The 25748-nt window shown below is 70.2% G+C and carries 21 protein-coding genes; 14 read left to right on the forward strand and 7 right to left on the reverse strand.

The features are described from left to right. Positions 1-26: 26 nt before the first annotated feature. Positions 27-320, reverse strand: coding sequence for an Rv0250c family protein (locus CCN29_RS06775; RefSeq protein WP_006132020.1), 294 nt, complete (start codon positions 318-320; stop codon positions 27-29). A gap of 310 nt (positions 321-630) precedes the next feature. Between CCN29_RS06775 and CCN29_RS06780 the strand changes: the two genes are divergently transcribed. Continuing rightward, entirely contained in the window at positions 631-2856 is a 2226-nt protein-coding gene (locus CCN29_RS06780; protein WP_086680524.1) for an ABC transporter family substrate-binding protein, read from the forward strand. Between the two features lie 76 nt (positions 2857-2932). On the opposite strand, the gene typA is transcribed toward CCN29_RS06780, so the two are convergent. After that, on the reverse strand, positions 2933-4849 hold the full coding sequence (typA, locus tag CCN29_RS06785; RefSeq protein ID WP_006132018.1) for a translational GTPase TypA: 1917 nt from the start codon (positions 4847-4849) through the stop codon (positions 2933-2935). A gap of 491 nt (positions 4850-5340) precedes the next feature. Between typA and CCN29_RS06790 the strand changes: the two genes are divergently transcribed. From CCN29_RS06790 to CCN29_RS06835, 10 genes are all read left to right on the forward strand, one after another. Further along, positions 5341-6381, forward strand: coding sequence for an ABC transporter permease (locus CCN29_RS06790; RefSeq protein WP_031016903.1), 1041 nt, complete (start codon positions 5341-5343; stop codon positions 6379-6381). 101 nt (positions 6382-6482) lie between these two features. Beyond that, positions 6483-8282 (forward strand): ABC transporter substrate-binding protein, encoded by a 1800-nt coding sequence (locus CCN29_RS06795; protein ID WP_006132016.1) that lies wholly within the window; start codon positions 6483-6485, stop codon positions 8280-8282. A gap of 104 nt (positions 8283-8386) precedes the next feature. Continuing rightward, positions 8387-9364, forward strand: a complete 978-nt coding sequence (locus CCN29_RS06800) for an ABC transporter permease (protein ID WP_086680526.1) — start codon at positions 8387-8389, stop codon at positions 9362-9364. A gap of 10 nt (positions 9365-9374) precedes the next feature. Continuing rightward, positions 9375-10436 carry an ABC transporter ATP-binding protein gene (locus tag CCN29_RS06805; RefSeq protein WP_086680528.1) on the forward strand — a complete coding sequence of 354 codons (1062 nt, stop codon included), beginning with the start codon at positions 9375-9377 and terminating at the stop codon, positions 10434-10436. A 13-nt stretch (positions 10437-10449) separates the two neighbouring features. After that, positions 10450-11574, forward strand: a complete 1125-nt coding sequence (locus tag CCN29_RS06810) for an ABC transporter ATP-binding protein (RefSeq protein WP_086680531.1) — start codon at positions 10450-10452, stop codon at positions 11572-11574. Between the two features lie 170 nt (positions 11575-11744). Continuing rightward, positions 11745-13370 carry a peptide ABC transporter substrate-binding protein gene (locus CCN29_RS06815; RefSeq protein ID WP_031060359.1) on the forward strand — a complete coding sequence of 542 codons (1626 nt, stop codon included), beginning with the start codon at positions 11745-11747 and terminating at the stop codon, positions 13368-13370. A gap of 6 nt (positions 13371-13376) precedes the next feature. Beyond that, positions 13377-14300, forward strand: coding sequence for an ABC transporter permease (locus CCN29_RS06820; protein WP_031016899.1), 924 nt, complete (start codon positions 13377-13379; stop codon positions 14298-14300). Then, positions 14293-15270: an ABC transporter permease gene (locus tag CCN29_RS06825; RefSeq protein WP_006132010.1), complete on the forward strand. Its 978-nt coding sequence runs from the start codon at positions 14293-14295 to the stop codon at positions 15268-15270. The genes CCN29_RS06820 and CCN29_RS06825 overlap by 8 nt, the downstream gene beginning before the upstream one ends. 6 nt (positions 15271-15276) lie before the next feature. Continuing rightward, positions 15277-16251 (forward strand): ABC transporter ATP-binding protein, encoded by a 975-nt coding sequence (locus CCN29_RS06830; protein WP_006132009.1) that lies wholly within the window; start codon positions 15277-15279, stop codon positions 16249-16251. Next, positions 16244-17284 (forward strand): ABC transporter ATP-binding protein, encoded by a 1041-nt coding sequence (locus CCN29_RS06835; RefSeq protein ID WP_031060354.1) that lies wholly within the window; start codon positions 16244-16246, stop codon positions 17282-17284. Before CCN29_RS06830 ends, CCN29_RS06835 begins: the two co-directional genes overlap by 8 nt. Before the next feature lie 138 nt (positions 17285-17422). Here the strand turns inward: CCN29_RS06835 and CCN29_RS06840 are convergent, their stop codons facing one another. Beyond that, on the reverse strand, positions 17423-19561 hold the full coding sequence (locus tag CCN29_RS06840) for a S9 family peptidase (RefSeq protein ID WP_006132007.1): 2139 nt from the start codon (positions 19559-19561) through the stop codon (positions 17423-17425). A gap of 176 nt (positions 19562-19737) precedes the next feature. Here CCN29_RS06840 and CCN29_RS06845 point away from each other — a divergent pair, with 176 nt between their 5' ends. Together CCN29_RS06845 and CCN29_RS06850 are read left to right on the forward strand one after the other, a co-directional pair. Further along, positions 19738-19932, forward strand: a complete 195-nt coding sequence (locus CCN29_RS06845; RefSeq protein WP_006132006.1) for a hypothetical protein — start codon at positions 19738-19740, stop codon at positions 19930-19932. A gap of 88 nt (positions 19933-20020) precedes the next feature. Next, positions 20021-21460 (forward strand): amidase, encoded by a 1440-nt coding sequence (locus tag CCN29_RS06850; protein WP_086680533.1) that lies wholly within the window; start codon positions 20021-20023, stop codon positions 21458-21460. Between the two features lie 8 nt (positions 21461-21468). Here CCN29_RS06850 and CCN29_RS06855 read toward each other — a convergent pair whose 3' ends face one another. From CCN29_RS06855 to CCN29_RS06870, 4 genes are read right to left on the reverse strand one after another with little or no spacing between them, the layout of a single operon-like run. Next, positions 21469-23349 (reverse strand): hypothetical protein, encoded by a 1881-nt coding sequence (locus CCN29_RS06855; RefSeq protein ID WP_442538251.1) that lies wholly within the window; start codon positions 23347-23349, stop codon positions 21469-21471. 42 nt (positions 23350-23391) lie between these two features. Next, a complete protein-coding gene (locus tag CCN29_RS06860) occupies positions 23392-23934 on the reverse strand; it encodes a hypothetical protein (RefSeq protein ID WP_228730845.1) in 543 nt (180 codons plus the stop codon). A 44-nt stretch (positions 23935-23978) separates the two neighbouring features. Beyond that, positions 23979-24185, reverse strand: a complete 207-nt coding sequence (locus CCN29_RS06865; RefSeq protein WP_086680536.1) for a DUF397 domain-containing protein — start codon at positions 24183-24185, stop codon at positions 23979-23981. Then, the gene (locus tag CCN29_RS06870) at positions 24182-25066 is read right to left on the reverse strand and encodes a helix-turn-helix domain-containing protein (protein WP_086680538.1); all 885 of its coding nucleotides are present in this window, start codon (positions 25064-25066) and stop codon (positions 24182-24184) included. The genes CCN29_RS06865 and CCN29_RS06870 overlap by 4 nt, the downstream gene beginning before the upstream one ends. A gap of 203 nt (positions 25067-25269) precedes the next feature. On the opposite strand from CCN29_RS06870, the gene CCN29_RS06875 reads away from it, so the two are divergent. Further along, positions 25270-25695 (forward strand): ATP-binding protein, encoded by a 426-nt coding sequence (locus CCN29_RS06875; protein WP_006131999.1) that lies wholly within the window; start codon positions 25270-25272, stop codon positions 25693-25695. Positions 25696-25748: the final 53 nt, after the last annotated feature.

A 25748-nucleotide genomic window follows, 5' to 3' on the forward strand; every position in this document is an offset into this window, starting at 1 on the left:
GGTCGGCGGGCGGCGGTCGGGCGGGGTCAGGGGGCGCGGCGGTCGCGGGCACCGAGACCCTCGTCGTCGGTGTCCACCCACAGCGACGGGTCGTAGGGGGTGTCGGAGATGGTCACGAGGTCGGGCCGCTTGGCCGGGCCGGCCGTGGCGACGGCGGTCTCCCGGAGCAGCGCGAGGCTCTCGCGCAGGTGGTTGGCGTCGGAGCGGACGCGGCGGACCTCCAGGCTGCCGCTGCCCAGCTGCTTCTCCAGCCGCCCCACCGACCTGACCAGGTCGTCGAGGCAGCGCTGGACGGTTGTCAGTTCATCGTGCACGGACATGACGTGACCTCATTTCCACGGGTCCTTCCGGCCCAGGGCGGGCGACGGTCATGCGCCTGCGAGTGTTGCGCGTCACACCGCGCGCTGTGAAGGGATGTGCATCGATTGGCCGAGGCGCATGGGTGCATCGTCCGGTGCGAAGCCGCGTCGCGCCGGGTGCGTTGCGCCGCACGGGTGGGCTTGCCGTTCCCGGCCGCCGTGTCTCCGGGGAACGCGGAACCCGTTCCTCTTCAGTGGGCCGCATACATCGGATGAACGCCCAATACCAAGTGTGATCACCATGCCCGCGGCTTTCCGGAGGTATCCAGAGATGTCCCACGACGGCATCGGCCCGCGCGCCGTCCTGCGCTCGGTCGCCTTCCTCACCGCCGGCATGCTCACGGTGCCCGCCCTGGCCGGATGCGGTTCCGAGGACCCCGCGGGCAAGCCCCTCGCGGGCGCGGACGTCGCGGACGCCGACCGGTCCGACATCGCCGACGGCGGGACCCTGCGCTGGGCCGTGGACACCGTCCCGGACACCCTGAACACCTTCCAGGCCGACGCCGACACCACCACCGCCCGGATCGCCGAGGCCGTCCTGCCGTCGATGTACCGCACGGACGGCCGGGGCCGGGCCGTGCGCAACCCCGACTACCTGGCCTCCGCCGAGGTCGTCGACACCGAGCCCAAGCAGGTGGTCGTCTACAAGCTCGCCCAGCAGGCCGTCTGGAGCGACGGCCGGGAGATCGGCGCCGCCGACTTCGCCGCCCAGTGGCGCGCCCTGTCCGGCAAGGACACCGCCTACTGGACCGCCCGCAACGCCGGCTACGACCGCATCGAGAAGGTCGAGCGGGGCAAGAACGACCTCGAGGTCAAGGTCACCTTCAGCCGCCCCTACGCGGACTGGAAGTCGCTGTTCAGCCCGCTCTACCCCAAGGAGGTCATGGGCAGCCCGGACTCCTTCAACGACGGGGCGCGCAAGAGGCTCAAGGTCACCGCCGGGCCGTTCATGGTGGACACGGTGGACACCGAGGAGGACGAGGTCGTCCTCGCCCGCAATCCGCGCTGGTGGGGCAGCCCGGCCAAGCTCCAGAAGATCGTGCTGCGCGCCGTGCCGCACGACAAGCGCGTCTCCGCGCTCAGCGACGGCACCATCGACCTGGCCGAGATCGACCCCGAGGCCGCCGGGCGCATCACGGCCGCCGCCCTGCCGCAGGACGGGAACGAGCCCCTGATGGGCCCCGAGGCCGACCGCTCCGCCGCGGACGCGCTGCGCTCCTGGGCGGTCGCCAACGGCTCCGACGAGGACGCCGCCGCCGAGGAGATCTCCGCCCGCAAGAAGCTGCGCAAGAAGGCCGAGAAGTACGCCCGGCAGCAGAAGGCACTCGGCGGCTTCGAGGTGCGCAGGTCACTGGAGCCGGCCTACACCCAGCTCGCCCTGAACGGCGCCGAGGGCCCGCTGTCCGACGAGCGGGTCCGCCGCGCCGTGGCCCGTGCCCTCGACCGCGAGGAGATCGCCAAGGCGGTGCTGAAGCCGCTCGGCCTGCCCGCCGAGCCGGTAGGCAGCCACCTCGCGCTGTCCGGCCAGGCCGCCTACGCCGACAGCAGCGGCGCCCTCGGCACGCCGGACGCCAAGGAGGCCCGCGCCCTGCTCTCGGACGCCGGCTGGGTGCCGGGCGGTCCGGTGAAGGAGGAGAAGAAGGACGCGAAGAAGGACGAGGGCGAGGAGGCGGCCGGCTCCGAGGCGGACACGGAGGACGAGGGCGCCTCGGGCGACTCCGAGGGCTCCGGCGACGGCGAAGGCGGAGGCGGCGACGACGGCACGTACATCGTCGGAGAGGACGACGGCAAGGCCCCGCAGGACTCCGGCACCGGCACCGGCCGGCTGAAGAAGGGCGGCGCCCCCGCCGGCGCCTACGCCCCGCAGGGCACGGCGGCCCCGGCCCGCGCCGACACCGCACCGGTCGCCAAGGACGGCAAGGCACTGGTGCTGCGGTTCGTGCTGCCGTCCGGGCCCGGTTCGAAGACGCTTCAGACCGTGGCCGGCCGGATCGCGACGATGCTGGAGAGGATCGGCATCCGCACCGACATCTCCAAGGTCGACAACGACAGCTACTTCAAGGACCACATCGCCTCCGGCGACTTCGACCTGGCCCTGTACTCCTGGCCCGCGACCGCCTTCCCCGCCACCGACGCCCGCCCGGTCTACTCCAAGCCCGTCCCGGCCGCCGACGGCTCGCTGAACGTGGAGCAGAACTGGACGCGGGTCGGCACCGACCAGGTCGACCAGCTCTTCGACCAGGCCGTCGCCACTCTCGACGACTCCGAACGCCGCGACCTGATCCGCAAGGCCGACTCCCGGATCTGGGCGGCGGCCGGCTCCATCCCGCTCTACCAGCGCCCGCAGCTCGTCGCGGCCCGCGAGACCCTCGCCAACGCCGGCGCCTTCGGCTTCGCCACCCCCGTCTACGAGGACATGGGCTTCCTGAAGAAGTCGGCGCAAGGGCCGCAGGGGTCGCCGGGCGCGAAGGACGACGCGTCCGCCTCCGCGGACTGACCGGACCGGAAACGCGACGCGGCCCGGCGCCCCACCAGGGGTGCCGGGCCGCGTCGCAAGCGCGGTGGTGCGGTGATCAGCCGTGCTTGGCGCGGCTCGCGGCGCGGGCGCGCTCCCGGGCGTCCAGGTTCACCTTGCGGATGCGGACGGCCTCCGGGGTGACCTCCACGCACTCGTCGTCGCGGCAGAACTCCAGGGACTGCTCCAGCGACAGCTTGCGCGGCGGGACGATCGACTCGGTCACGTCGGCCGTGGACGACCGCATGTTGGTGAGCTTCTTCTCCTTGGTGATGTTGACGTCCATGTCGTCGGAGCGGGAGTTCTCACCGACGATCATGCCCTCGTACACCTCGGTGCCGGGCTCCACGAAGAGCACGCCGCGCTCCTGGAGGTTGGTCATCGCGAAGGCGGTGACCGCGCCGGCGCGGTCGGCGACCAGGGAGCCGTTGTTGCGGGTGGTCAGCGTGCCGAACCAGGGCTCGTGGCCCTCGTGGATGGAGTGCGCGATGCCGGTGCCGCGGGTCTGGGTCAGGAACTCGGTGCGGAAGCCGATCAGACCGCGCGAGGGCACCACGAACTCCATGCGCACCCAGCCGGAGCCGTGGTTCGACATGTTGTCCATGCGGCCCTTGCGGACGCCCATGAGCTGCGTGACCGCGCCCATGTGCTCCTCGGGCACGTCGATGGTCATGCGCTCGACCGGCTCGTAGACCTTGCCGTCGACGTCCTTGGTGACCACCTGGGGCTTGCCGACGGTGAGCTCGTAGCCCTCGCGGCGCATCTGCTCGACCAGGATGGCCAGCGCCAGCTCGCCGCGGCCCTGCACCTCCCAGGCGTCGGGGCGCTCGGTCTCCAGGACGCGGAGCGAGACGTTGCCGATCAGCTCGCGGTCCAGGCGGTCCTTGACCTGGCGGGCGGTGACCTTGCGGTCCTTGACGGCCGCCTTGTTGTCGGCGCCCTTGCCGGTGCCGCCGCGGCCGACCAGCGGGGAGGTGTTGGTGCCGATGGTCATGGAGATCGCCGGCTCGTCCACCGTGATCAGCGGCAGCGCGACCGGGTTCTCCTGGTCGGCCAGGGTCTCGCCGATCATGATGTCGGGGATGCCGGCGACCGCGCAGATGTCACCGGGGCCGGCCTTCTCGGCGGGCTTGCGGGTGAGCGCCTCGGTCATCATCAGCTCGGAGATGCGGACGTTCTGCACGGAGCCGTCGCGCTTCATCCACGCGACCGTCTGCCCCTTCTTCAGCTCGCCCTGGTGGACGCGCAGCAGCGCGATACGGCCGAGGAAGTTGTCGGCGTCCAGGTTGGTGACGTGTGCCTGGAGCGGGGCGCCCTCGTCGTAGGAGGGGGCGGGGATGTGCTCGAGGATCGTCGAGAAGAACGGCTCGAGGGAGTCGGAGTCGCCGGGGACCGTGCCGTCGTCGGGCTTGGTCAGCGAGGCGATGCCGTCGCGGCCGCAGGCGTAGACGATCGGGAACTCGATCTGCTCCTCGTCGGCGTCCAGGTCGAGGAAGAGGTCGTAGGTCTCGTTGACGACCTCGTCGATCCGGGCGTCGGGACGGTCCGTCTTGTTGATGCAGAGGATGATCGGCAGACGCTGCTGGAGCGCCTTGCGCAGCACGAAGCGGGTCTGCGGCAGCGGGCCCTCGGAGGCGTCCACCAGCAGCACGACACCGTCGACCATCGACAGACCGCGCTCGACCTCGCCGCCGAAGTCGGCGTGGCCGGGGGTGTCGATGATGTTGATCGTGATGGGCTCGCCGCCGTCCTTGGGGTGGTACTTCACCGCCGTGTTCTTGGCGAGGATCGTGATGCCCTTCTCACGCTCCAGGTCGTTCGAGTCCATCATGCGGTCGTCGACCTGGTCGAGCTGGTGGGCGGCGAAGGCGCCGGCCTGCTTGAGCATGCCGTCGACGATGGTGGTCTTGCCGTGGTCGACGTGGGCGACGATGGCGACGTTGCGGATGTCGTGACGCGTTACAGACGGTGCCATGAAAGGCGTACTCCCGGAGGTGGTGAAGGTTGCCCGCCGCAGACGTCTGTGGTGCGAGGGCCCTGCCGGGCTGGACACGCCTCGGCCTGCCTCCATGGTACGGGGCTGTCACCGCGTACGCCCGCGCGTGCCGGAGGGCCGGGGGCCGGGGCGGCCGGCGTCCGGGGGCGGGGGACGTCTCCGGGCGGTCGCACGTGCTTCCGGCAAACGCAACATCTCGTTCGCATATCGGTGATCGCGCACTCCGGTTTCGGACATGTAAACCGAAAACGTGCAACGAATGTCTGGATTGTCGAATTTAGTTCAGAGGTGTCAAGCGCGCGCAGGTGTCGATCTCTGCAATATTTCCTCAAAAAAACGACGGTAGGGAGATCCCTATGCCGTTCGCCCTTGACGCGCGTTGACTCTCTTGGCGAAAGTTCCCCCAAACCGCAGTACCTGCCGGTATCTGCGCTGCGCTCAACTTCCCAACCCCCCGGGGGACGAACACGATGACCAGTCCAATCAAGGCTGAGGACTCCGGGTCCGCGGCTGTCTTGGACCCTGAGCTCACGGCGACCACCGATGTCGTCAAGGGCGAGAAGCAGCCCGAGGGCCGTTCCCCCGGCCAGTTGATGTGGCAGCGCTTCAAGCGCGACCGTACCGGAGTCGTCTCCGCGTGTGTGGTCATTTTCTTCTTCGTGGTGGCCGCGCTCGCACCGGTGATCGCCAAGCTGTACGGCAAGAACCCGTACACGCTGTACGCCCAGGAGCCCGACTACCCGTTCCTGCTCGACGACTTCGCCATGCCCAGCGGCAACTTCGGCGGCATGTCGGGCGAGTTCTGGTTCGGCGTCGAGCCCAAGCTGGGCCGCGACGTGTTCACCATGCTGCTGTACGGCATGCGGACGTCGCTCTACATGGCCGTGATCGTCACGCTGCTCAGTGTGGTCACGGGCGTGATCCTCGGCATGATCGGCGGATACTTCGGCGGTCGCGTCGACTACTGGCTCGGCCGGGTGACGGACTTCTTCCTGGGCTTCCCCCAGCAGCTGTTCTTCATCGCCTTCATGCCCGTCGTCACCGCGATGTTCGTCGACCCGCAGGACGAGACCCCCACCTACCTGCGGGCCGTGGCGATCATCCTGGTGATGTGGTTCCTCGGCTGGATGGGCCTGTCCCGTCTGGTGCGCAGCTCCGTGCTGTCGCTGAGGGACCGTGAGTTCGTCGAGGCGGCGAAGGTCTCGGGCGCCTCTCCCGGTCGCATCGTGCGCAAGGAGATCCTCCCGAACATCGTCACCCCGATCCTGGTGCAGGCCACCTACATCCTGCCGAGCACGATCCTCACCATCGCCTTCCTCTCGTTCATCGGTGTCGGCTTCGTCGAGCCGACCCCGGACTGGGGCCGCATGTTCAAGGTCGGCACCGAGGTGTACGAGCAGGACCCGATGTTCCTGCTCTTCCCGGGAGCGGCGCTGGTGATCTTCGTTCTCGCCTTCAACCTTCTCGGAGACTCCGTCCGGGACGCATTCGACCCCAAGACCGGACGCTGAACGTCCATTGGTGGGTGGGGGAGCTGCCGCCCCCGGCCGGTCTACCGGACTGCCAGGCAGCAACTCGTGGACAACTATCGACAGGTAGGTGCATCGGCATCATGAAGCCCATCAGAACGCGTACCGCGCGCGCCATCGCCGTGGCCATCGTGGCAGGGTCCCTGGCCCTGACCGGCTGCTCCAGCAACGACGGCGGCGGCAAGGGCAAGAGCGACGCGAAGTCCCAGAAGGACGCCGCCGAGCAGCAGGACCCTGTCGCCTACGGTGACGCCGCCGCTTCGACCGGCCCGGCCCAGGAGGTCCCGGGGGCCAAGCCCGGCGGCTTCATCAACGTCTACATGCAGTCGGACCTGACCCACATGGACCCGGGTCAGATCTACGTCAGCGACGCCGGCCAGTTCGCCAACCTGATCCACCGCGGTCTGACGAACTTCCAGGAGGACGAGCAGGGCAACCTGACCGTCGTCGGCGACGTCGCCACGGACTCCGGTCAGACCACCGACGGCGGCAAGACCTGGACGTACAAGCTCAAGGACGGCGTCAAGGACGAGGACGGCAACCCGATCACCTCGGCCGACGTCCGCCACACCATCGAGCGCCTGTACTCGAAGGTGATCTTCGACGGTCCGACCTACATCCAGAGCTGGCTGTCGGGGAACGACTACCGCAAGGCGCTGCCGGACGGCCCGTACAAGGGCAAGCACCTGCCGGACACCGTCCTCGAGACGCCGGACGACAAGACGGTCGTCTTCAAGTTCAGCCAGCCGCGCCCGGACCTGCCGCAGGCCCTCGCCATGGCCGGCTACGCCATCGTTCCTGCCAAGCAGGACACGAAGGAGAAGTACGACAAGGCGCCCGCCGCCCTCGGCCCGTACAAGATCGCCGAGTACAAGCCGGGCAAGTCCATGAAGCTGGTCAAGAACACCCAGTGGGACCCGAAGACGGACTCGGTGCGTCACCAGTACGTCGACGGCTACAACTTCACCAGCACGGTCTCCCAGCCGAGCCAGACCAAGCGTCTGATCTCCGACCAGGGCGAGGCCAAGAACGCCATCCAGTTCACCGACTCGGTGGACCCGGCGCAGATGGCCGACGTGGTCACCGACCCGCAGACCAAGAAGCGCACCATCCAGGGCTACCAGCCCTACGTGTGGCAGCTCACCTTCAACCTGGACCGGGTGAAGGACAAGAAGGTCCGCGACGCGATCACCTACGCGATCCCGAGCCAGTCCATGGTCCAGGCGGACGGCGGCCGCTACGGCGGTGAGATCGCCGGCGGTCTGCTCGCCCCGACCCTGCCGGGCTTCGACCCGTCGTACGACCCGTTCGGCAAGCTGAAGAAGCCCAACGGCGACATCGAGAAGGCCAAGGAGCTGCTGAAGGAGGCGGGTGTCAAGGAGGGCACGAAGCTCACCTACGCCTACTCCAACACGCCGCGCGGCCAGGCCCAGCAGGTCATCCTGAAGGACGCCCTGGAGAAGATCGGCTTCGACGTCCAGTCGAAGGAGATCGACCGCGCCAGCTTCTACGAGCAGGTCGGCAAGCTGAACAACCCGTACGACCTCTACATGACCGGCTGGGGCCAGGACTGGCCGTCCCCATCCACGGTCATCACCCCGGTCTACGACGGTGAGCTGGTCGCCGACGGTGCGTCGAACTACTCGCACATCGACGACAAGCAGGTCAACGAGCTGATCCAGAAGGCCCTGAAGCAGGAGCCGGAGGAGGCCGCCAAGACCTGGGAGCAGGCCCACCACCGCATCGTGGAGGAGATCAACCCGGCTGCCCCGGTCTACTACTCGAAGCAGATCCAGCTCTTCGGATCGAACGTGGGTGGCGCCAAGTACAGCACCGAGTCGAGCTACATCGACATCAACGACCTGTACCTGAAGCAGCCGTAACCCGCCAGATCGGCTGACCGCGGGGGTGTGCGCCAGGCGGAGCACACCCCCGCGGACGGTACCCCCTGACTGCCGCCGCGTTTCGAAGAGAGCATCCACCCGCCATGCTTCAGTTCCTCATCCGCAGGCTGACCGGCGCCGTCGTCATCATGTTCCTGATCGGCGCCTTCACGTTCTTCCTGTTCTACACAGTTCCTCAGGACTTCGCTGCGCTGTCCTGCGGCAAGAACTGCTCGCCCGAGAACCTCGCGGTGATCCGTGAGAACCTCGGCCTGGACAAGCCCATATCCACCCAGTTCTGGGAGTTCATGTCCGGGATCGTGGCCGGCCGCGACTTCCCGCAGGGCCACTGCTCCGCGCCGTGCCTGGGTGTCTCCTTCCAAAGCGGCGAGTTCGTCTGGGACTCCGTCATCGACCGCTTCCCGCTGACGCTGTCGCTGACCGTCGGCGGTCTCGTGATCTTCCTGATCCTGGGCCTCGGCTCGGGTCTGCTGGCCGCCTGGAAGCGCGGCACCGTCGTCGACAAGATCGTCAGCGGCGCCTCCATCGTGCTCAGCTCCTTCCAGATCTACCTGCTCGGCCCGATCGTCCTCGGCCTGCTGGTCTACAGCACGGGCATCATGGAGTTCCCGAAGTACCACAACTTCACCGAGGAGCCCGGGGCCTGGGCCCTGGGGATGCTCATCCCCTGGGTGGTCATGGCCACCATCTTCACCGCGCAGTACACCCGTATGTCCCGCTCGACGATGATCGAGCAGCTCCAGGAGGAGCACGTCCGCACGGCGCGCGCCAAGGGCATGCGCAAGAGCTACGTGTTCTTCCGCTACGCCTGGCGCGGCTCCCTGATCCCCATCGTCACCATCCTCGGCATGGACCTCAGCGCGCTGCTGTCCGGCGCGGTGGTCACCGAGTTCACCTTCGACCTGGCCGGCATCGGCCGTCTCGCGGTCGATTCGTCGCTGACGAAGGACCTGCCGGTGACCATGGGTGTCATGCTGTTCGGAGCCTTCTTCATCCTGCTCCTGAACATCCTCGTCGACCTCGCCTACGCGTACATCGACCCGCGCGTACGGCTCAGCTAGGAGAAACACCGTGAGCACACTGACCAAGACCGAAGGCGAGAAGGCCCCCACCGGGCCCGACTCCTTCCTCTCGGTCCGCGACCTGCGGGTGCGGTTCTCCACCGAGGACGGCATCGTCAAGGCGGTCGACGGGCTGTCCTTCGACGTCGAGCGGGGCAAGACCCTGGGCATCGTGGGCGAGTCGGGTTCCGGCAAATCCGTGACCAACCTGACCGTGCTCGGGCTGCACAACCCCAAGACCACCACCGTCGAGGGCGAGATCCTCCTCGACGGCCAGGACCTGGTGACCACGCCCGAGAAGGAGCTGGAGAAGCTCCGCGGCAACAAGGTCGCGATGATCTTCCAGGACCCGCTGACGGCGCTCTCGCCGTACTACACGGTGGGCCGGCAGATCGCCGAGCCGTTCATGAAGCACACCGGCGCCTCCAAGAAGGAAGCGCGGGAGCGGGCGATCGAGATGCTGACCAAGGTCGGCATCCCGCAGCCCAAGACGCGCGTGGACGACTACCCGCACCAGTTCTCCGGCGGTATGCGCCAGCGCGCCATGATCGCCATGGCCCTGGTCTGCGACCCCGACCTGCTGATCGCGGACGAGCCGACCACCGCCCTCGACGTGACCGTCCAGGCGCAGATCCTCGACCTCCTCAAGGATCTCCAGCAGGAGTTCGGGTCGGCGATCATCTTCATCACCCACGACCTCGGCGTCATCTCCGACATGGCCGACGACCTGCTGGTGATGTACTCGGGCCGGGCCGTGGAGCGCGGCAGCGTCCGCGAGGTCCTGCGCGAGCCGCGGCACCCCTACACCTGGGGCCTGCTCAGCTCGATGCCGCGCCTCGGGGGCAGCACCTCGCAGCCCCTCACGCCCATCCCGGGCTCGCCGCCCAGCCTGCTCAACCCGCCGTCCGGCTGCCCGTTCCACCCGCGCTGCACCTTCACGGACAAGGTGTCGGGCGACCGGTGCAGCACCGAGCGGCCCGCGCTCGGCACCGGCCGGGCCGCCGCCTGCCACCTGACGGCAGAGCAGAAGCAGACCATCTTCATCGACAAGATCCAGCCCCGGCTGCGCTAGGGAGATCCGAGACATGAGCGACAACCTCACCCTCCCCGCACAGCAGGGCTCCACCGGCGCGTCGACCGAGGCGCTGCTGAAGGTGGAGGGCCTGACCAAGCACTTCCCGATCTACGGCGGCTTCCCGATCAAGCGGAAGGTCGGTGCCGTGCAGGCCGTCGACAACGTCGACCTGACCGTCGGCGTCGGCGAGAGCGTCGGCCTGGTGGGTGAGTCGGGCTGCGGCAAGTCGACCACGGGCCGGCTCATCACCCGGCTCCTGGAGCCCACGGGCGGAAAGATCGAGTACGCGGGCCAGGACATCACGCACGCCAAGCGCAAGCAGCTCGCGCCGGTACGGTCCGAGATCCAGATGATCTTCCAGGACCCGTACTCCTCGCTGAACCCGCGCCAGACCGTCGGCACGATCATCAAGTCGCCGATGGAGGTCAACGGGATCAACCCCGCGGGCGGCCGGGAGAAGCGGGTCCGCGAGCTGCTCGAGCTCGTCGGCCTGAACCCGGAGCACTACAACCGCTTCCCGCACGAGTTCTCCGGCGGCCAGCGCCAGCGCATCGGCGTCGCCCGCGCGCTCGCGCTCAACCCGAAGCTGATCGTGGCGGACGAGCCGGTCTCCGCGCTCGACGTGTCGATCCAGGCGCAGGTCGTCAACCTGCTGCAGAAGGTCCAGGAAGAGATGGGCATCGCCTTCCTCTTCATCGCGCACGACCTCGCCGTCGTGCGGCACTTCTCGCAGCGCGTGGCCGTCATGTACCTGGGCAAGGTGGTCGAGGTCGGCGACCGCGACTCCATCTACAACCGCCCGCGGCACCCCTACACCCACGCCCTGCTCTCGGCCGTGCCCGAGGTGGCCATGGACGACGAGTCGGAGAACCGCGAGCGCATCCGCCTCGCCGGTGACGTCCCCTCGCCGATCTCGCCGCCGTCCGGCTGCCGGTTCCGCACGCGGTGCTGGAAGGCGCAGGACAAGTGCGCCACCGAGGAGCCGCCGCTGGTGCAGATCGGGGGCAACACCGCGGGCCACCTGACGGCGTGCCACTTCCCGGAGGAGCCCACCGTCGCGGCCCGCTCCGAGGACGTCGTGCTGGACCCGGCCCTGAAGACGCTGGAGAACGACGGGGACGTCACCAAGGACTGACCCGCCCCTTCAGGACGCGGCGCCCCGGGTCCTCGCGCGTGCCGGTCCCGGAGCGTGCCCGTCAGCCCGTCCGGCGGATCGTGCGACCCGTACGGCCCCGGCGGGCGTGCGCGCGGGAGCGCCCCCTCCCAGGCTGGTCCGGTAAGGGACCCGGGCACGAGGAGGCACCCATGCGCATCACCACGCACGCCGGCTGGGCCGTCTGCGCGATGGCGCTCGCTCTCGCCACGGCGGGGTGCGGCGGGGGCGGGGGAGGCAGCGGCGACTCCCAGGCCGTGCTGAGCGCCTCCTGGGGCGACCCGCAGAACCCGCTGGAGCCGTCCAACACCAACGAGGTGCAGGGCGGCAAGGTCCTCGACATGATCTTCCGGGGTCTCAAGCGGTACGACCCGGAGACCGGTGAGGCCGAGGACATGCTCGCCGAGAAGATCGAGACCTCGGACTCGCAGAACTTCACCGTCACCGTCAAGGACGGCTGGACCTTCAGCAACGGCGAGAAGGTCACCGCCCAGTCCTTCGTGGACGCCTGGAACTACGGCGCGAGCCTGCGCAACAACCAGCGCAACGCGTACTTCTTCGGCTACATCGAGGGCTACGACCAGGTGCACCCGGAGGAGGGCGAGCAGACCGCGGACACCCTGTCCGGGCTGAAGGTGACCGGTGAGCGGACCTTCACCGTGAAGCTGACCCAGAAGTTCTCCACGTTCCCCGACACCCTCGGCTACGCGGCCTTCGCGCCGCTGCCCCGGGCGTTCTTCGACGACCACGACGCCTGGGTGAAGAAGCCGGTCGGCAACGGGCCCTACCTGGTCGAGTCGTACACCCGCGGCTCGCAGATGTCGCTGCGCACGTGGGACGACTACCCGGGCGACGACAAGGCGCAGAACGGCGGCGTCGACCTGAAGGTCTACACCGACAACAACACCGCCTACACCGATCTGCTGGCCGGCAACCTCGACCTGGTCGACGACGTGCCCGCCGCGCAGCTGAAAAACGTGAAGAACGACCTGGGCGACCGCTACCTCAACACGCCCGCCGGCATCATCCAGACCCTCGCCTTCCCGTTCTACGACGAGGCCTGGAACACCGAGGACGCGACGAAGGTGCGCCAGGGCCTGTCCATGGCGATCGACCGCGCGCAGATCACCGACACGATCTTCCAGAAGACCCGCACGCCCGCCACCGACTGGACCTCCCCGGTGCTCGGCGAGGACGGCGGCTTCCAGGACGGACTGTGCGGCGAGTTCTGCGAGTTCAAGCCCGACGAGGCGAAGAAGCTCATCGAGGAGGGCGGCGGACTGCCCGGCGGCAAGGTGACCATCACCTTCAACGCCGACACCGGCTCCCACCGCGAGTGGGTCAACGCCGTCTGCAACTCCATCAACAACGCCCTCGACAACGAGCGCGCATGCACCGCCAACCCGGTCGGCACCTTCGCGGACTTCCGCAACCAGATCACCGACCGGAAGATGACCGGGCCGTTCCGGGCCGGCTGGCAGATGGACTACCCGCTCATCCAGAACTTCCTCCAGCCGCTGTACTACACCAACGCCTCGTCCAACGACGGCAAGTGGTCGAACAAGCAGTTCGACGATCTGGTGAACCGGGCCAACCAGGAGACCGACACCGCCAAGGCCGTCGGCCTGTTCCAGCAGGCCGAGGAGGTGGTCCGGGACAACATGGCAGCGATCCCGCTCTGGTACCAGAACGGCAGCGCCGGCTGGTCCGAGCGGCTCTCGAGCGTCAAGCTCAACCCCTTCAGCGTCCCCGTCTACAACGAGATCAAGGTCAGCTGAGCCGTCATGGGGCGCTACGTCGTCCGGCGGCTGCTCCAGATGATCCCCGTCTTCATCGGGGCCACGCTGCTGATCTTCCTCATGGTCAACGTGATGGGCGACCCCATCGCGGGCCTGTGCGGGGAGCGGCAGTGCGACCCGGCGACGGCCGCCCGTCTCGAGCAGGAGTTCGGCCTCGACAAGCCGGTCTGGCAGCAATACGTGACGTACATGGGGAACGTCTTCACCGGCGACTTCGGCACGGCCTTCAACGGCCAGGAGGTCACCGAGCTGATGGGGACGGCGTTCCCCGTCACGATCCGGCTCACGCTGATCGCGATCGTCTTCGAGATCGTCATCGGCGTCACCCTCGGCGTGGTCACCGGGCTGCGCCGGGGCCGGCCGGTGGACACCGGGGTGCTGCTGCTGACCCTCGTCGTGATCTCCGTGCCCACCTTCGTCACCGGTCTGCTGCTCCAGCTGCTGCTCGGCGTGAAGTGGGGCTGGATCAGGCCCTCGGTGTCCTCCGAGGCGCCCTTCGACGAGCTGATCCTGCCCGGCCTGGTGCTCGCGTCGGTGTCCCTCGCCTACGTCACCCGGCTGACCCGCACCTCCATCGCGGAGAACCGCCGCTCCGACTACGTCCGCACCGCCGTCGCCAAGGGCCTGCCCCGGCGCCGGGTCGTCGTCCGGCACCTGCTGCGCAACTCCCTGATCCCGGTGGTGACGTTCATCGGCGCCGACATCGGCTTCCTGATGGGCGGGGCGATCGTCACCGAGCGGATCTTCAACATCCACGGTGTCGGCTACCAGCTCTACCAGGGCATCCTGCGGCAGAACACGCAGACGGTGGTCGGCTTCGTCACCGTGCTGGTGCTGGTCTTCCTCGTCGCCAACCTCGTCGTCGACCTCCTGTACGCCGTACTCGACCCGAGGATCCGCTATGTCTGACCGTCACGACGAACCCCAGGCCGCGATCGCGGGCACCAGCATGGGCGGCGCCATGGACCTGGGCGTCGACGAGGCCGAGAGCCTGGAGAAGAGGCCGGGACCGGACGGCGCGGGACCGGAGGAGCGGCCGCGCTCGCTGTGGTCGGACGCCTGGCGGGACCTGCGCCGCAACCCGGTGTTCATCGTCTCCGCGCTGGTCATCCTGTTCCTGGTCTTCATCTCCCTGTGGCCGTCGGCGATCACCTCCGGCTCCCCCCTGAAGTGCGACCTGTCCAAGGCGCAGGAGGGCTCGCAGCCCGGTCACCCGTTCGGCTTCGACGGGCAGGGCTGCGACGTCTACACCCGGACCGTGTACGGGGCCCGCACCTCCGTCGCGGTCGGCGTGCTCGCCACCCTCGGGGTCGCCGTCCTCGGCAGCGTGCTGGGCGCGCTCGCCGGGTTCTTCGGCGGCGCGTCCGACGCGATCCTGTCCCGGATCACCGACGTCTTCTTCGCCATCCCGGTGGTCCTCGGCGGTCTGGTGCTGCTCTCCGTCATTACCAGCAACACCGTCTGGCCGGTCATCGGCTTCATCGTGCTGCTCGGCTGGCCGCAGATCTCCCGCATCGCCCGCGGCGCCGTCATCACCGCCAAACAGAACGACTACGTGCAGGCGGCGCGCGCGCTCGGCGCCTCCAACTCCCGGCTGCTGCTGCGGCACATCGCGCCCAACGCGATCGCCCCGGTCATCGTCGTGGCGACCATCGCGCTGGGCACGTACATCGCCCTGGAGGCGACCCTGTCGTACCTCGGCGTCGGGCTGAAGCCGCCCAGCGTCTCCTGGGGCATCGACATCTCCTCCGCCTCGCCCTACATCCGCAACGCCCCGCACGCGCTGCTGTGGCCCTCCGGGGCGCTGGCGATCACCGTCCTGGCGTTCATCATGCTCGGCGACGCGGTGCGCGACGCCCTCGACCCGAAGCTGAGGTGAGCCGCGGTGCTGCTCGAAGTGCGCGACCTGCACGTGGAGTTCCGTACCCGGGACGGTGTGGCCAAGGCCGTCAACGGGGTCACGTACGGCGTGGACGAGGGGGAGACCCTGGCCGTGCTGGGCGAGTCGGGGTCCGGCAAGTCGGTGACCGCGCAGGCCGTCATGGGCATCCTCGACACCCCGCCCGGCCGGATCACCGGCGGCGAGGTGGTCTTCCAGGGCCGGGACCTGCTGACGCTCAAGGAGGAGGAGCGCCGGCGGATCCGGGGCGCGGAGATGGCGATGGTCTTCCAGGACGCGCTGTCCGCCCTGAACCCGGTGCTCACCGTCGGCGACCAGCTCGCCGAGATGTTCACCGTGCACCGGGGCATGTCCCGCAAGGACGCGCGGGCCAAGGCGGTCGAGCTGATGGACCGGGTGCGCATCCCGGCCGCCCGGGAGCGGGTGCGGCAGTATCCGCACCAGTTCTCCGGCGGCATGCGCCAGCGCATCATGATCGCGATGGCGATCGCCCTGGAACCGGCGCTGATCATCGCCGACGAGCCGACCACCGCCCTCGACGTCACCGTCCAGGCCCAGGTGATGGAGCTGCTCGCGGAGCTCCAGAGGGAGTACCGGATGGGGCTCATCCTCATCACCCACGACCTGGGCGTGGTCGCCGACGTCGCCGACCGCATCGCGGTGATGTACGCGGGCCGGATCGTGGAGTCGGCGCCGGTGCACGACATCTACAAGGCCCCGGCGCACCCGTACACCCGGGGCCTGCTGGACTCCATCCCGCGCCTGGACCACAAGGGCCGGGAGCTGTACGCCATCAAGGGCCTGCCGCCCAACCTCACCCGCATCCCGCCGGGCTGTCCCTTCCACCCGCGCTGCCCGCTGGCCCGGGACGTGTGCACGACCGACGACCCGCCGCTGTACGAGGTCTCCGGCACGCGCGGGAGCGCCTGCCACTTCTGGAGGGAGTGCCTGGATGGCTGAGCCGATCCTGGAGGTCAGCGGTCTGGTCAAGCACTATCCGCTGACCCGGGGCATCGTCTTCCGCAAACACGTCGGCGCCGTGAAGGCGGTCGACGGCGTGGACTTCCGTCTGGACCGGGGCGAGACGCTGGGCATCGTGGGGGAGTCCGGCTGCGGCAAGTCGACGGTCGCGAAGATGCTGGTCAACCTGGAGCGGCCGACGGCCGGTTCGATCCGCTGGAAGGGCGAGGACATCACGCGGCTGTCCGGCCGGGCGCTCAAGACGGTGCGCCGCAACATCCAGATGGTCTTCCAGGACCCGTACACCTCCCTCAACCCCCGGATGACGGTGGGCGACATCATCGGGGAGCCGTACGACATCCACCCCGAGGTGGCGCCGAAGGGGGACAGGCGGCGCCGGGTGCAGGAACTGCTCGACGTGGTGGGTCTCAACCCGGAGTACATCAACCGGTATCCGCACCAGTTCTCCGGCGGCCAGCGGCAGCGCATCGGCATCGCGCGGGGGCTCGCGCTGCGCCCCGAGGTGATCGTCGCCGACGAGCCGGTGTCCGCGCTGGACGTGTCGGTGCAGGCGCAGGTGATCAACCTGATGGACCGGCTCCAGAGCGAGTTCGACCTGTCCTACGTGTTCATCGCGCACGACCTGTCGATCGTCCGGCACATCTCCGACCGGGTCGGCGTGATGTACCTCGGCCGGATCGTGGAGACCGGCACGGACACCGAGATCTACGACCATCCCACGCACCCCTACACGCAGGCGCTGCTCTCCGCGGTGCCCGTCCCGGACCCCCGGGCGCGCGAGCACCGGGAGCGGATCGTGCTCACCGGGGACGTGCCGTCGCCGACGAACATCCCCTCCGGCTGCCGCTTCCGCACCCGCTGCTGGAAGGCGCGGGAGAAGTGCGCGGTGGAGGTGCCGGCCCTGGCGGTGCCGCCGTGGTTCGCGGAGACGGGGGGCCCGGCCGCGCACGACTCGGCGTGCCACTTCGCGGAGGAGAAGCAGGTGGTGCCGGCGGAGGAGGGGCGGGGATGAGGGCGCGTCGGCCGTGAACGGGGCGCGGGCCGGGGTGCCATGACGCACCCCGGCCCGCTCACGGCACCCGCACGGCCGTACGCTGACCAGCGTGCCCTGTCCGTATATCGGTACCGCTTCCGGGGAGTTGCCCCGCTGTTAACGCGTGGCGGGGGCGTCCGGGAGGGACAGGGCGCGCCGCAGGAAGCCGAGCTGGAGGCGGAGCAGGTTCTCGGCGACCTCCTCCTGGGGCGTCATGTGCGTGACGCCGGACAGCGGCAGCACCTCGTGCGGGCGCCCGGCCGCCAGCAGCGCGGAGGACAGCCGGAGCGAGTGGGCGACCACCACGTTGTCGTCCGCGAGGCCGTGGATGACCATCATCGGCCGGTGCGGCCCGGCCGCGTCGACCAGGCCGGCGTCGTCGATCAGCGAGTTGCGGCGGTAGACCTCCGGCTGCTCGTCCGGGTGCCCGAGGTAGCGCTCCTGGTAGTGGGTGTCGTACAGGCGCAGGTCGGTGACCGGGGCGCCGACCACGGCCGCGTGGAACACGTCGGGGCGGCGCAGCGCCGCGAGGGCCGCCAGATAGCCGCCGAAGGACCAGCCGCGGATCGCGACCCGGTCCAGGTCGAGCGGGAAGTCGCCGGCCAGCGCGTGCAGCGCGTCGACCTGGTCCTGGAGGACGACGGCCGCGATGTCGTCCTTGACGGACTTCTCCCAGGCGGGGGAGTGTCCCGGGGTGCCCCGCCCGTCGGCGACGACCACCGCGAAGCCCTGGTCGGCGAACCACTGCGAGGTCAGGTACGGGTTCCGGGCGGCCACGACCCGCTGGCCGTGCGGACCGCCGTAGGGGTCCATGAGCACCGGCAGAGGGGTGTCACCGGCGTAGTCCCGAGGCATAAGCACGGCGCACGGGATGCGGCGTGCGCCCCCCTGTGTCAGCGTCACGCGGGGGGACAAACCGGGGTCTTCGGCGTACGAGGGGACAGCCGCCGTCTGTTTCCCGTCACGGAGCACCCGCACCCGCGAACCTGGCCGGTCCAGGGTCGCCGAGACCAGCACCGTGACCCCTCCGGAGCGCACCGCGGTGTGCACGCCGGGCTCCTCCGAGACGCGCTCCACGCCCAGTTCGTTCACCCGGTAGACATGCACCTCGCCGATGTCCGGAGCGGCCGCCTCCGCGCCCGCCGACGCCGAGACCAGCACGTCGTCGTCCGAGACGTCGAGCACCGCACGGATGTGCAACTGCGGCCCGGTGAGCGGTCGTTCACCCACGGCGAGGCGCCGGGCGCCCCCCTCGTCGGCGATCCGGACCAGCTGTCCCGAGGGGCTCCAGCAGGGCACACCGGGGAAAAGTTCCAGCCAATCCGGATCTTCGTCGGCGTGCACCATCCGGGTCGCCCCGGTGTCCGGGTCGACGGCCAGGATCAGCTGCGCCCGCTGGTCGCGCGCCTGTACGAGCAACAGCGGGGCACCTGCCGCTGACCAGTGCACTCGCGCCAGATACGGGTACCGCGCCCGGTCCCAGGAGACCTCCGTGCGCGCCCCTGCGAGGTCCACGACGAACAGCCGAACGTCCGCGTTCGGGGTGCCGGCCGCCGGGTAGCGGACGTGGTGCGGCTCACGTTCGGGATGGGCCGGGTCGGAGATCCACCACCGCCGCACCGGCGTGTCGTCCACCCGCGCCACCAGCAGCCGGTCCGACTCCGGGGACCACCAGAAGCCGCGCGAACGGCTCATCTCCTCGGCCGCGACGAACTCGGCCAGACCGTAGGCGACGTCCTCCCCCTCGGGGGTGGTGAGCGCGCGGTCGTCCGCCCCCTCCGCCGAGACCACCCGCAGGGCGCCCTCGGCGACGTACGCGACATGCCGTCCGTCGGGCGACGGGCGGGGGTCGATCACCGGCCCCGGCGTGCGGAGTTCGCGCGCCGTGCCGGCCCTCAGCTCGGCCGTGAAAAGCCGCCCTGACAAGGCGAAAGCCGCCAGCTCGACCGCCGCGTCGGTGGCGTAGCCGACGATGCCGGCGCCCCCCTCACGGCTGCGTTCGCGCCGCGCCCGCTCCTCGGCGGAGAGCTGCTCGGACGCGCCGCCCAGGAGGGCGCGCGGGTCGGCGGCCACGCGCTCCCCGCCCCCGTCCGTGTCCAGCACCCACAGGGCGTTGGCCCGGTCCGTACCGGAGCCTGAGCGGAGGAACACGACACGTGAGCCGTCGGGCGCCACGCTGAACGAACGCGGCGCGCCGAGGGTGAAGCGGAGGGTGCGGGCGTGCCGCCGGGGGAAGGAGTCCGTCTCGGTCGTCATGCCCTGACCATATTGGCCATGCGCCCCCTTGTGCGGCCGTGCGCCGATCGATGCGCACGTACGGATAGTTATGATCGTTAGCGCATAGTGGGTATGAACCTGCTGCCCGCTGTGTGGACGTACTGCCCCCATATTCCTGACCCCCGCGCCCCTGGGATCCTTGGAGGTGAACCGCCGTGGCACTCTCGATTTCGGCGGTGGTGCTGCTGGCGATCATCGTCTTCCTGCTGATCAAGAAGTCGGGTCTGAAGGCAGGACACGCGATCGTGTGCATGCTGCTCGGCTTCTACCTGGCCTCGTCGACGATCGCGCCCACGATCAACGAAGTCACCTCCAACATCGCGGGGATGATCGGCAGCCTCAACTTCTGAGCGCGGCCGCTGCCGGCCTCTCGCGTGTTACCCGTCGGTAAGCCATGATGTGCGGGCCAGCATTCACGCGCGCAGGGCGGAGCCGACGGTGACGACTTCCGAGGAACAGAGCCAGGACCGCGGCCAGGTGCGGACCAGGGTGCACGTCTTCCGTGACGACGCCCTGGGCGACCTGGACGCGGTCGGTCTCGCCGCGGCGATCCGGCGCGGCGAGGTGAGCCCCGCCGAGGCCGCCCGTGACGCGGCGGCCCGGGTCCGGGACGCCGACGCGCTGCTGGACGCCGTCCAGGTGCGCCTGGACGAACCGGCCCACCACGGTGGCGGCGGCGGCGCGTTCGCCGGGGTGCCGACCCTCGTGAAGGACAACACCGACTACGCGGGCCTGCCCACGGGCCACGGCAGCGCAGCGTTCGTGCCGCGCCCGGCCCGGCGGCACGCCCCGTTCACCCGCCAGCTGCTGAGCACCGGCGTCACCGTCCTCGGCAAGACACGGCTGCCCGAGTTCGGCTTCAGCCCCAGCACGGAGTTCGAGGAGGGCCCGCCGGTCCGCAACCCGTGGAACACGGCGCACTCCGCGGGCGGTTCCTCCGGCGGCAGCGCGGCCCTGGTCGCCGCCGGCGCCGTGCCGGTCGCGCACGCCAACGACGGCGGCGGCTCCATCCGCATCCCGGCCGCCGCGTGCGGCCTCGTCGGCCTCAAGCCGACCCGCGGCCGTGTGGTGCCCAACGCGCAGGGCCGCCAACTGCCCATCGACGTCGTGGTCGACGGCGTCGTGAGCCGTACGGTGCGGGACAGCGCGGCGTTCCTCGCGGCGGCGGAACTGCACCACCGCAACCCCAAGTTGCCCGCCCTCGGCCTGGTCGAGCGCCCCGGCGAGCGCCGGCTGCGGATCGGGCTGCTGGTGGACTCCCCGAACGGCGTCCGCACCGACGAGGCCACGCGCGCGGCCGTCACGGACACGGCCCGTCGGCTGGAGAGGCTGGGCCACACGGTGACCCCGGTGGAGCTGAACATCGACCCGCGCTTCACCGAGGACTTCCTCAACTACTGGGGCCTGCTGTCGTTCCTCATCGGCGCGACGGGCCGCACCATGGGCGCGGAGTTCGACCGCCACCGCATGGACGGCCTGAGCCGCGGTCTGCGCGCCACGTACGCGGCCAACTGGCGCCGGACGCCGGGGGTGTTGCGGCGGCTGAAGCGCACCCGGGAGGCCTACGCGGCGGCGTTCCGGGGCCTGGACCTCATCCTGTCCCCGGTCCTGGCCCACACCACCCCGCCGCTGGGTCACCTCAGCCCGTCCGTCCCGTACGCCACGCTGATCGAACGCATCCTCGCCTATGTGGCGTTCACCCCGGTCAACAACGTCGTCGGCACCCCGTCGATCTCCCTCCCGGCCGCGTCCACGACGGCGGACGGCCTGCCGGTCGGCGTGATGTTCTCGGGCCGCCCGGGCGCGGAACGCACACTGCTGGAGCTGGCGTTCGAGCTGGAGGCGGAGCAGGGGTTCCCGGGCATCACGGACGCCTGACTTCTTGGTCACAGCAGGAGCAGGACCGCCGCGCCCCACAGGACCGTCAGGGCGACCAGGGGAGGGCCGACGGGCATGCCCTGCTGGCCCGGGCCGGCCTCGGCATCCGGGCGGAGGTCCGGTCGGTGCAGGAGGGCCCGCACCTCGTCGGCGACGCGCTCGGCGCCCGGCTCGCGGCCCGTGCGGCGCTCCAGCCACGCCCAGCCGGTGGGGGAGAGGTCCACCGAGGAGTCCTTGGCCCGGCCGACGCGGATGCCGTCCTCGTGATGCCGCACGGACGTGATCACGTCCCACGGCACCCGCCGCACGCGCCACGCCCCGGTCACCCACAGCCCGTCACGGTCGGCGGTGATCCGCCAGGTGAGTGCCGTCGCCACGGACGTCAGCAGCCACGGCAGGGCCGGCACCAGCCACAGCCAGCTCCACGACGGCCCGTCGTCGAGCGCGGCCCAGACGCCACCGCCCTGCACCAGCAGCAGACCGAGGCCGATCGCACGCGAGAAGCCGTGCGCCCGCCACACCCGCGGGCCCGCCGTGGGGGTCATGCGGGCGGCGATCTCGTCGGCCGACCGACGCGGGGACGTGCGCTCACGGCGCTGCGGCCCGCGCCCCCGCCACTCCGGCAGGGCCGGTTTCACCGCGGTGACACTGCATTCCACGGCCACTTCGGGGTCGTCCTCGTCCTCGCGCGCGACGAAGGCGACTTCGGCGCCGGCGTAGGGGGCGCCGTACAGGACGGCCTCCCGCAGCGGAGGAGTGGGACCGCCGCCCCGGAGGATGTCCGCGATCTTGCGCAGGTCGGCGTCGTCGCCCGATGCGGCGTCGTTCCCGTCGAACTCCTCCTCGTCGAACTCCTCCTCCTCGTCGTCCTCGGAGGCGTACAGCGAGTGGAAGCACAGGACGGACCGTCTGCCTTCCGTGTCGTCGGCCGCGAACACGTAGGTGCGGCCGTCCTCCTCGCCCTCGCGCACCAGCACGTGCAGCACGGGCAGCGGCTCGCGCCGCAGCCGTCGCGCGGCCAGGTGCCCGGTCACGCCGTTCGCGAGGAACGCCAGCCCCGCCACCGAGCCGCCCAGCACCAGCAGTTCCCAGCCGAAGGCGTCGTACGGCTCCGCGGCCAGCACCGCTCCGTCGCCGTCCACGACGAGGTCGACGCGGGTGCCCACCGGGAAGTCCTCGGGGAAGGCCGTCTCGATACGGCGGGTACGCCCCTCGGCCGTCACGGTGAGGACGCCCTCGTCCTCGTCCACAGCCGTGACCTCACCGGAGAGGTGCGCGGCTTCCGCAGCCCGCTGCTCGTACGCGTCGGCGACCCCGAGGGCCTGCCACACGCCGAATCCGGCGACGGCGAGGAAGACCGCCGCCAGCACGAAGGACAGCCGGCCTCGGCGGAACGTCCGCGCGGCGTCGGGGAGCCGCTGGACGGCCGACCCGGCGGCCTCCAGCGCCAGCGCCCGCTGCCGCCCGGCGACGGCCAGCCGGTGCACGAGCCCGGCCACGGCGAACCCGGCCGCCAGCAGGTACGCGAGCGCGGAGGGCCGGGCGAACGCGAAGACGCCGTCCTCGGCGGCGAGCGCGACCACGGTGACGGCCAGCCCGCCGATCGCGAGCCGCGGCTGCCGCCACACCCAGTACAGGGACAGCACCAGAACGACGGCCACCGCGAGCCCGGTCCAGTCGCTCCCGCACGGCTCGGCGGACGTACAGGCGGGCACGGGTGCCGCCGCCACCTCCCAGGCGACGGAGACCGCCAACGCGAGGAAGGCGAACAGCGGATGCGCCCAACGGGCGGGCACGGCGTCGAGCCAGCGGCGGACGTCGGCGGTCCGCCACTCGGGGGTCCCGGGAGGTATGTGCTCCGCGGGCAACGGCACGGGTTGTCTGGACACCCGCGCATTATGACCGGACCTGGGGGTCTGTCCGTTCTCGCCTCAGTCGACCGTGAAGTACGCCCGCCCGTACAGGGCCCACATGCAGAGGACGCCGTTCTCCTGGCGGAGTTGCTCCAGGGACTTCTCGCCGTGTCGCCGGGTGACGCGCGTCCGTACGGCCTTGGGAGCGACGTCGGGGGCGACCTTCCGCTCGTCCGTGTCCCAGCGCAGTGACTCGCTGATCCCGTCCGCGGAGAGACCGTCCGGCAGCGGGAACGAGCGGTGGATCTCCGCCGCGGCGTCCTCGGGATGCCGGTCCGTGGAGAAGATGACGAAGGCGGACATGCGGCAGGTCATCGACTGTCGCCTCGACGGGCTCGCACCGAAGAAGCTGATGTGGTTGCCGCGGACGTCGACGCACTCGTCACGGAGCACGACATCGAGCGGCCGCAGCCACGGCACGCCCGCTTCGATCTCCCGCACGCGGGTGAGCAGCTTCTCCGCGGCCGCCTCCCGCTCGGCCCGCACCTCGGCCGATGCGGCGATCCGCCTCAGCCTCCACTTCGGCGGCCAGACACGGGAGAGCCCCACGACGGTGTACACGAGCAGAAGCCCGAACGCCTTATCCGTCCTGCGCCGCAGCGACCTCACGCCGGACCGTCGTGGCCCACGGAGGTGACGAAGCCGGCCCAGGCGGCCGGGGTGAAGGTGAGGCGGGGGCCGTCGGTGGTCTTGGAGTCGCGGACGTGGACGGTGGTGGGGTCCGTGGCGATCTCGACGCAGGAGTCGCCCTCGCTGCCGCTGCTGTAGCTGCTCTTGAACCACACGAGGTCGCAGGGCGTGCTTCGGATCATGTCTCCCCCAGCAGATCTTCGACGAAGGCGATGGACTCGCGCGGTGTCAGTGCCTGAGCGCGGATGATGCCGTAACGCAGCTCAAGGATACGGAGCTGCCGCAGGTCCGACACCGCTCGGCCGCCCGCCACGGCCGGTGAGCGTCCGACCGCCGTACCGTCCGCGAACTTCAACACCTCGATGCCGCCGTCCACTCCGGCGTGTTCCTGCCGGTCCGTCGGCATCACCTGAAGCTCGACGGTGGGCAACGCCGCGACGTTCAGCAGGTGTTCCAACTGTGCGCGCAGCACCTCCCTGCCGCCCAGTGGGCGCCGGAGCGTCCATTCCTCCAGGATGAAGCCGAGTTCCGGTGCGGGGTCGCGGTCGAAGATCGCGCGACGGACGACGCGTGCCGCGGCGAACCGCTCCACCTCCTCGGCCGAGTAGGCCGGTCGGCGCATGGACAGCAGGGCTCGCGCGTACTCAGGCGTCTGGAGGAGCCCGTGGATGTGGAGCGGGTCGTAGAGCTGAAGCTCCACCGCCCGCGCCTCCATCTGCGCAAGGTCCCGCACCTTCTTCGGGTACCGGACCTTCCTCACGTCCTCCTTCATCGCCGCGACGAGGCCGCCCGCCCTCAGGATCTCGTCCGCGGTGTCCAGATACTCGGGGCGAGGGATCCGCTTGCCGCTCTCGATCTTGTAGACGAGGTCCTCGCCGTACCCGGCCGCCACCGCGAACTCGGGCACGCGCATGCCCACGGCCTCCCGTCGGAGCTTCAACTGGCGTCCCACGGTGGCCACCACGGCCAGCGCCCAGTCGTCGTCCGGGTCCACCTCCCAGCCCGGTTCGTCCGCCCGGCCCGTACCGGGACCGACCCGTACCGCCTCACCGTTCACCGACATGTGCGTGCCCCTCCGTGGTGCCGTTCCGTGATCGCGGCCCCCGCGTGTCGGGTCCGGCCGACAGCCCGGACACGGCCGGACAAGCAGTGGACGGTCACTCTACGCAGCGCTGCGATCACTCATCACGGTACGGCCGTTCGGCCACGCTGAGTCACGTGAACCAGAAATTCGCCCTCACGGGGACCACGCGTCCCGATGCCCAAGTGCGCCACATCAGCGTGCTGTTGTCGTCGACGGCGCGGGGCGCGCGCCTCGCCCGGCTGCTCGCGGTGGACGCGCTGCGGAGCTGGGAGGTCCCGTACGAGACGGCCGGCCAGGTCGTCGCCGAGCTGGCCGCCAACGCCGCCACCCACGGGCGCGTGCCCGGCCGCAGCTTCCGGCTGACGCTGTACGTGGTCGGCGCCACGCTCCGCATCGAGGTCACCGACACGCGCGGTGACCGTCGGCCCGTGCTGCGCGAGCCCGACGACATCGCGGAGTCGGGCCGTGGGCTGTTCCTGGTGGACGCGCTCGCCGACCGCTGGGGAGTCGCCGAAGACCGCCACCCCCGTAAGACGGTCTGGGCGGAGATCAGCCTCGCTCCGGCACCGGAACGCGGAACCTCGCGCTTCGGTGACGTCGGCGACTAAAACCCAGCAAGAACTCGGGGAGAAAGCACCCCGCCAAGCCCCACCCCTCCCTG

The organism is Streptomyces pseudogriseolus, from assembly GCA_002154585.1.
In the GTDB taxonomy this organism is placed as follows: Bacteria; Actinomycetota; Actinomycetes; order Streptomycetales; family Streptomycetaceae; genus Streptomyces; species Streptomyces pseudogriseolus.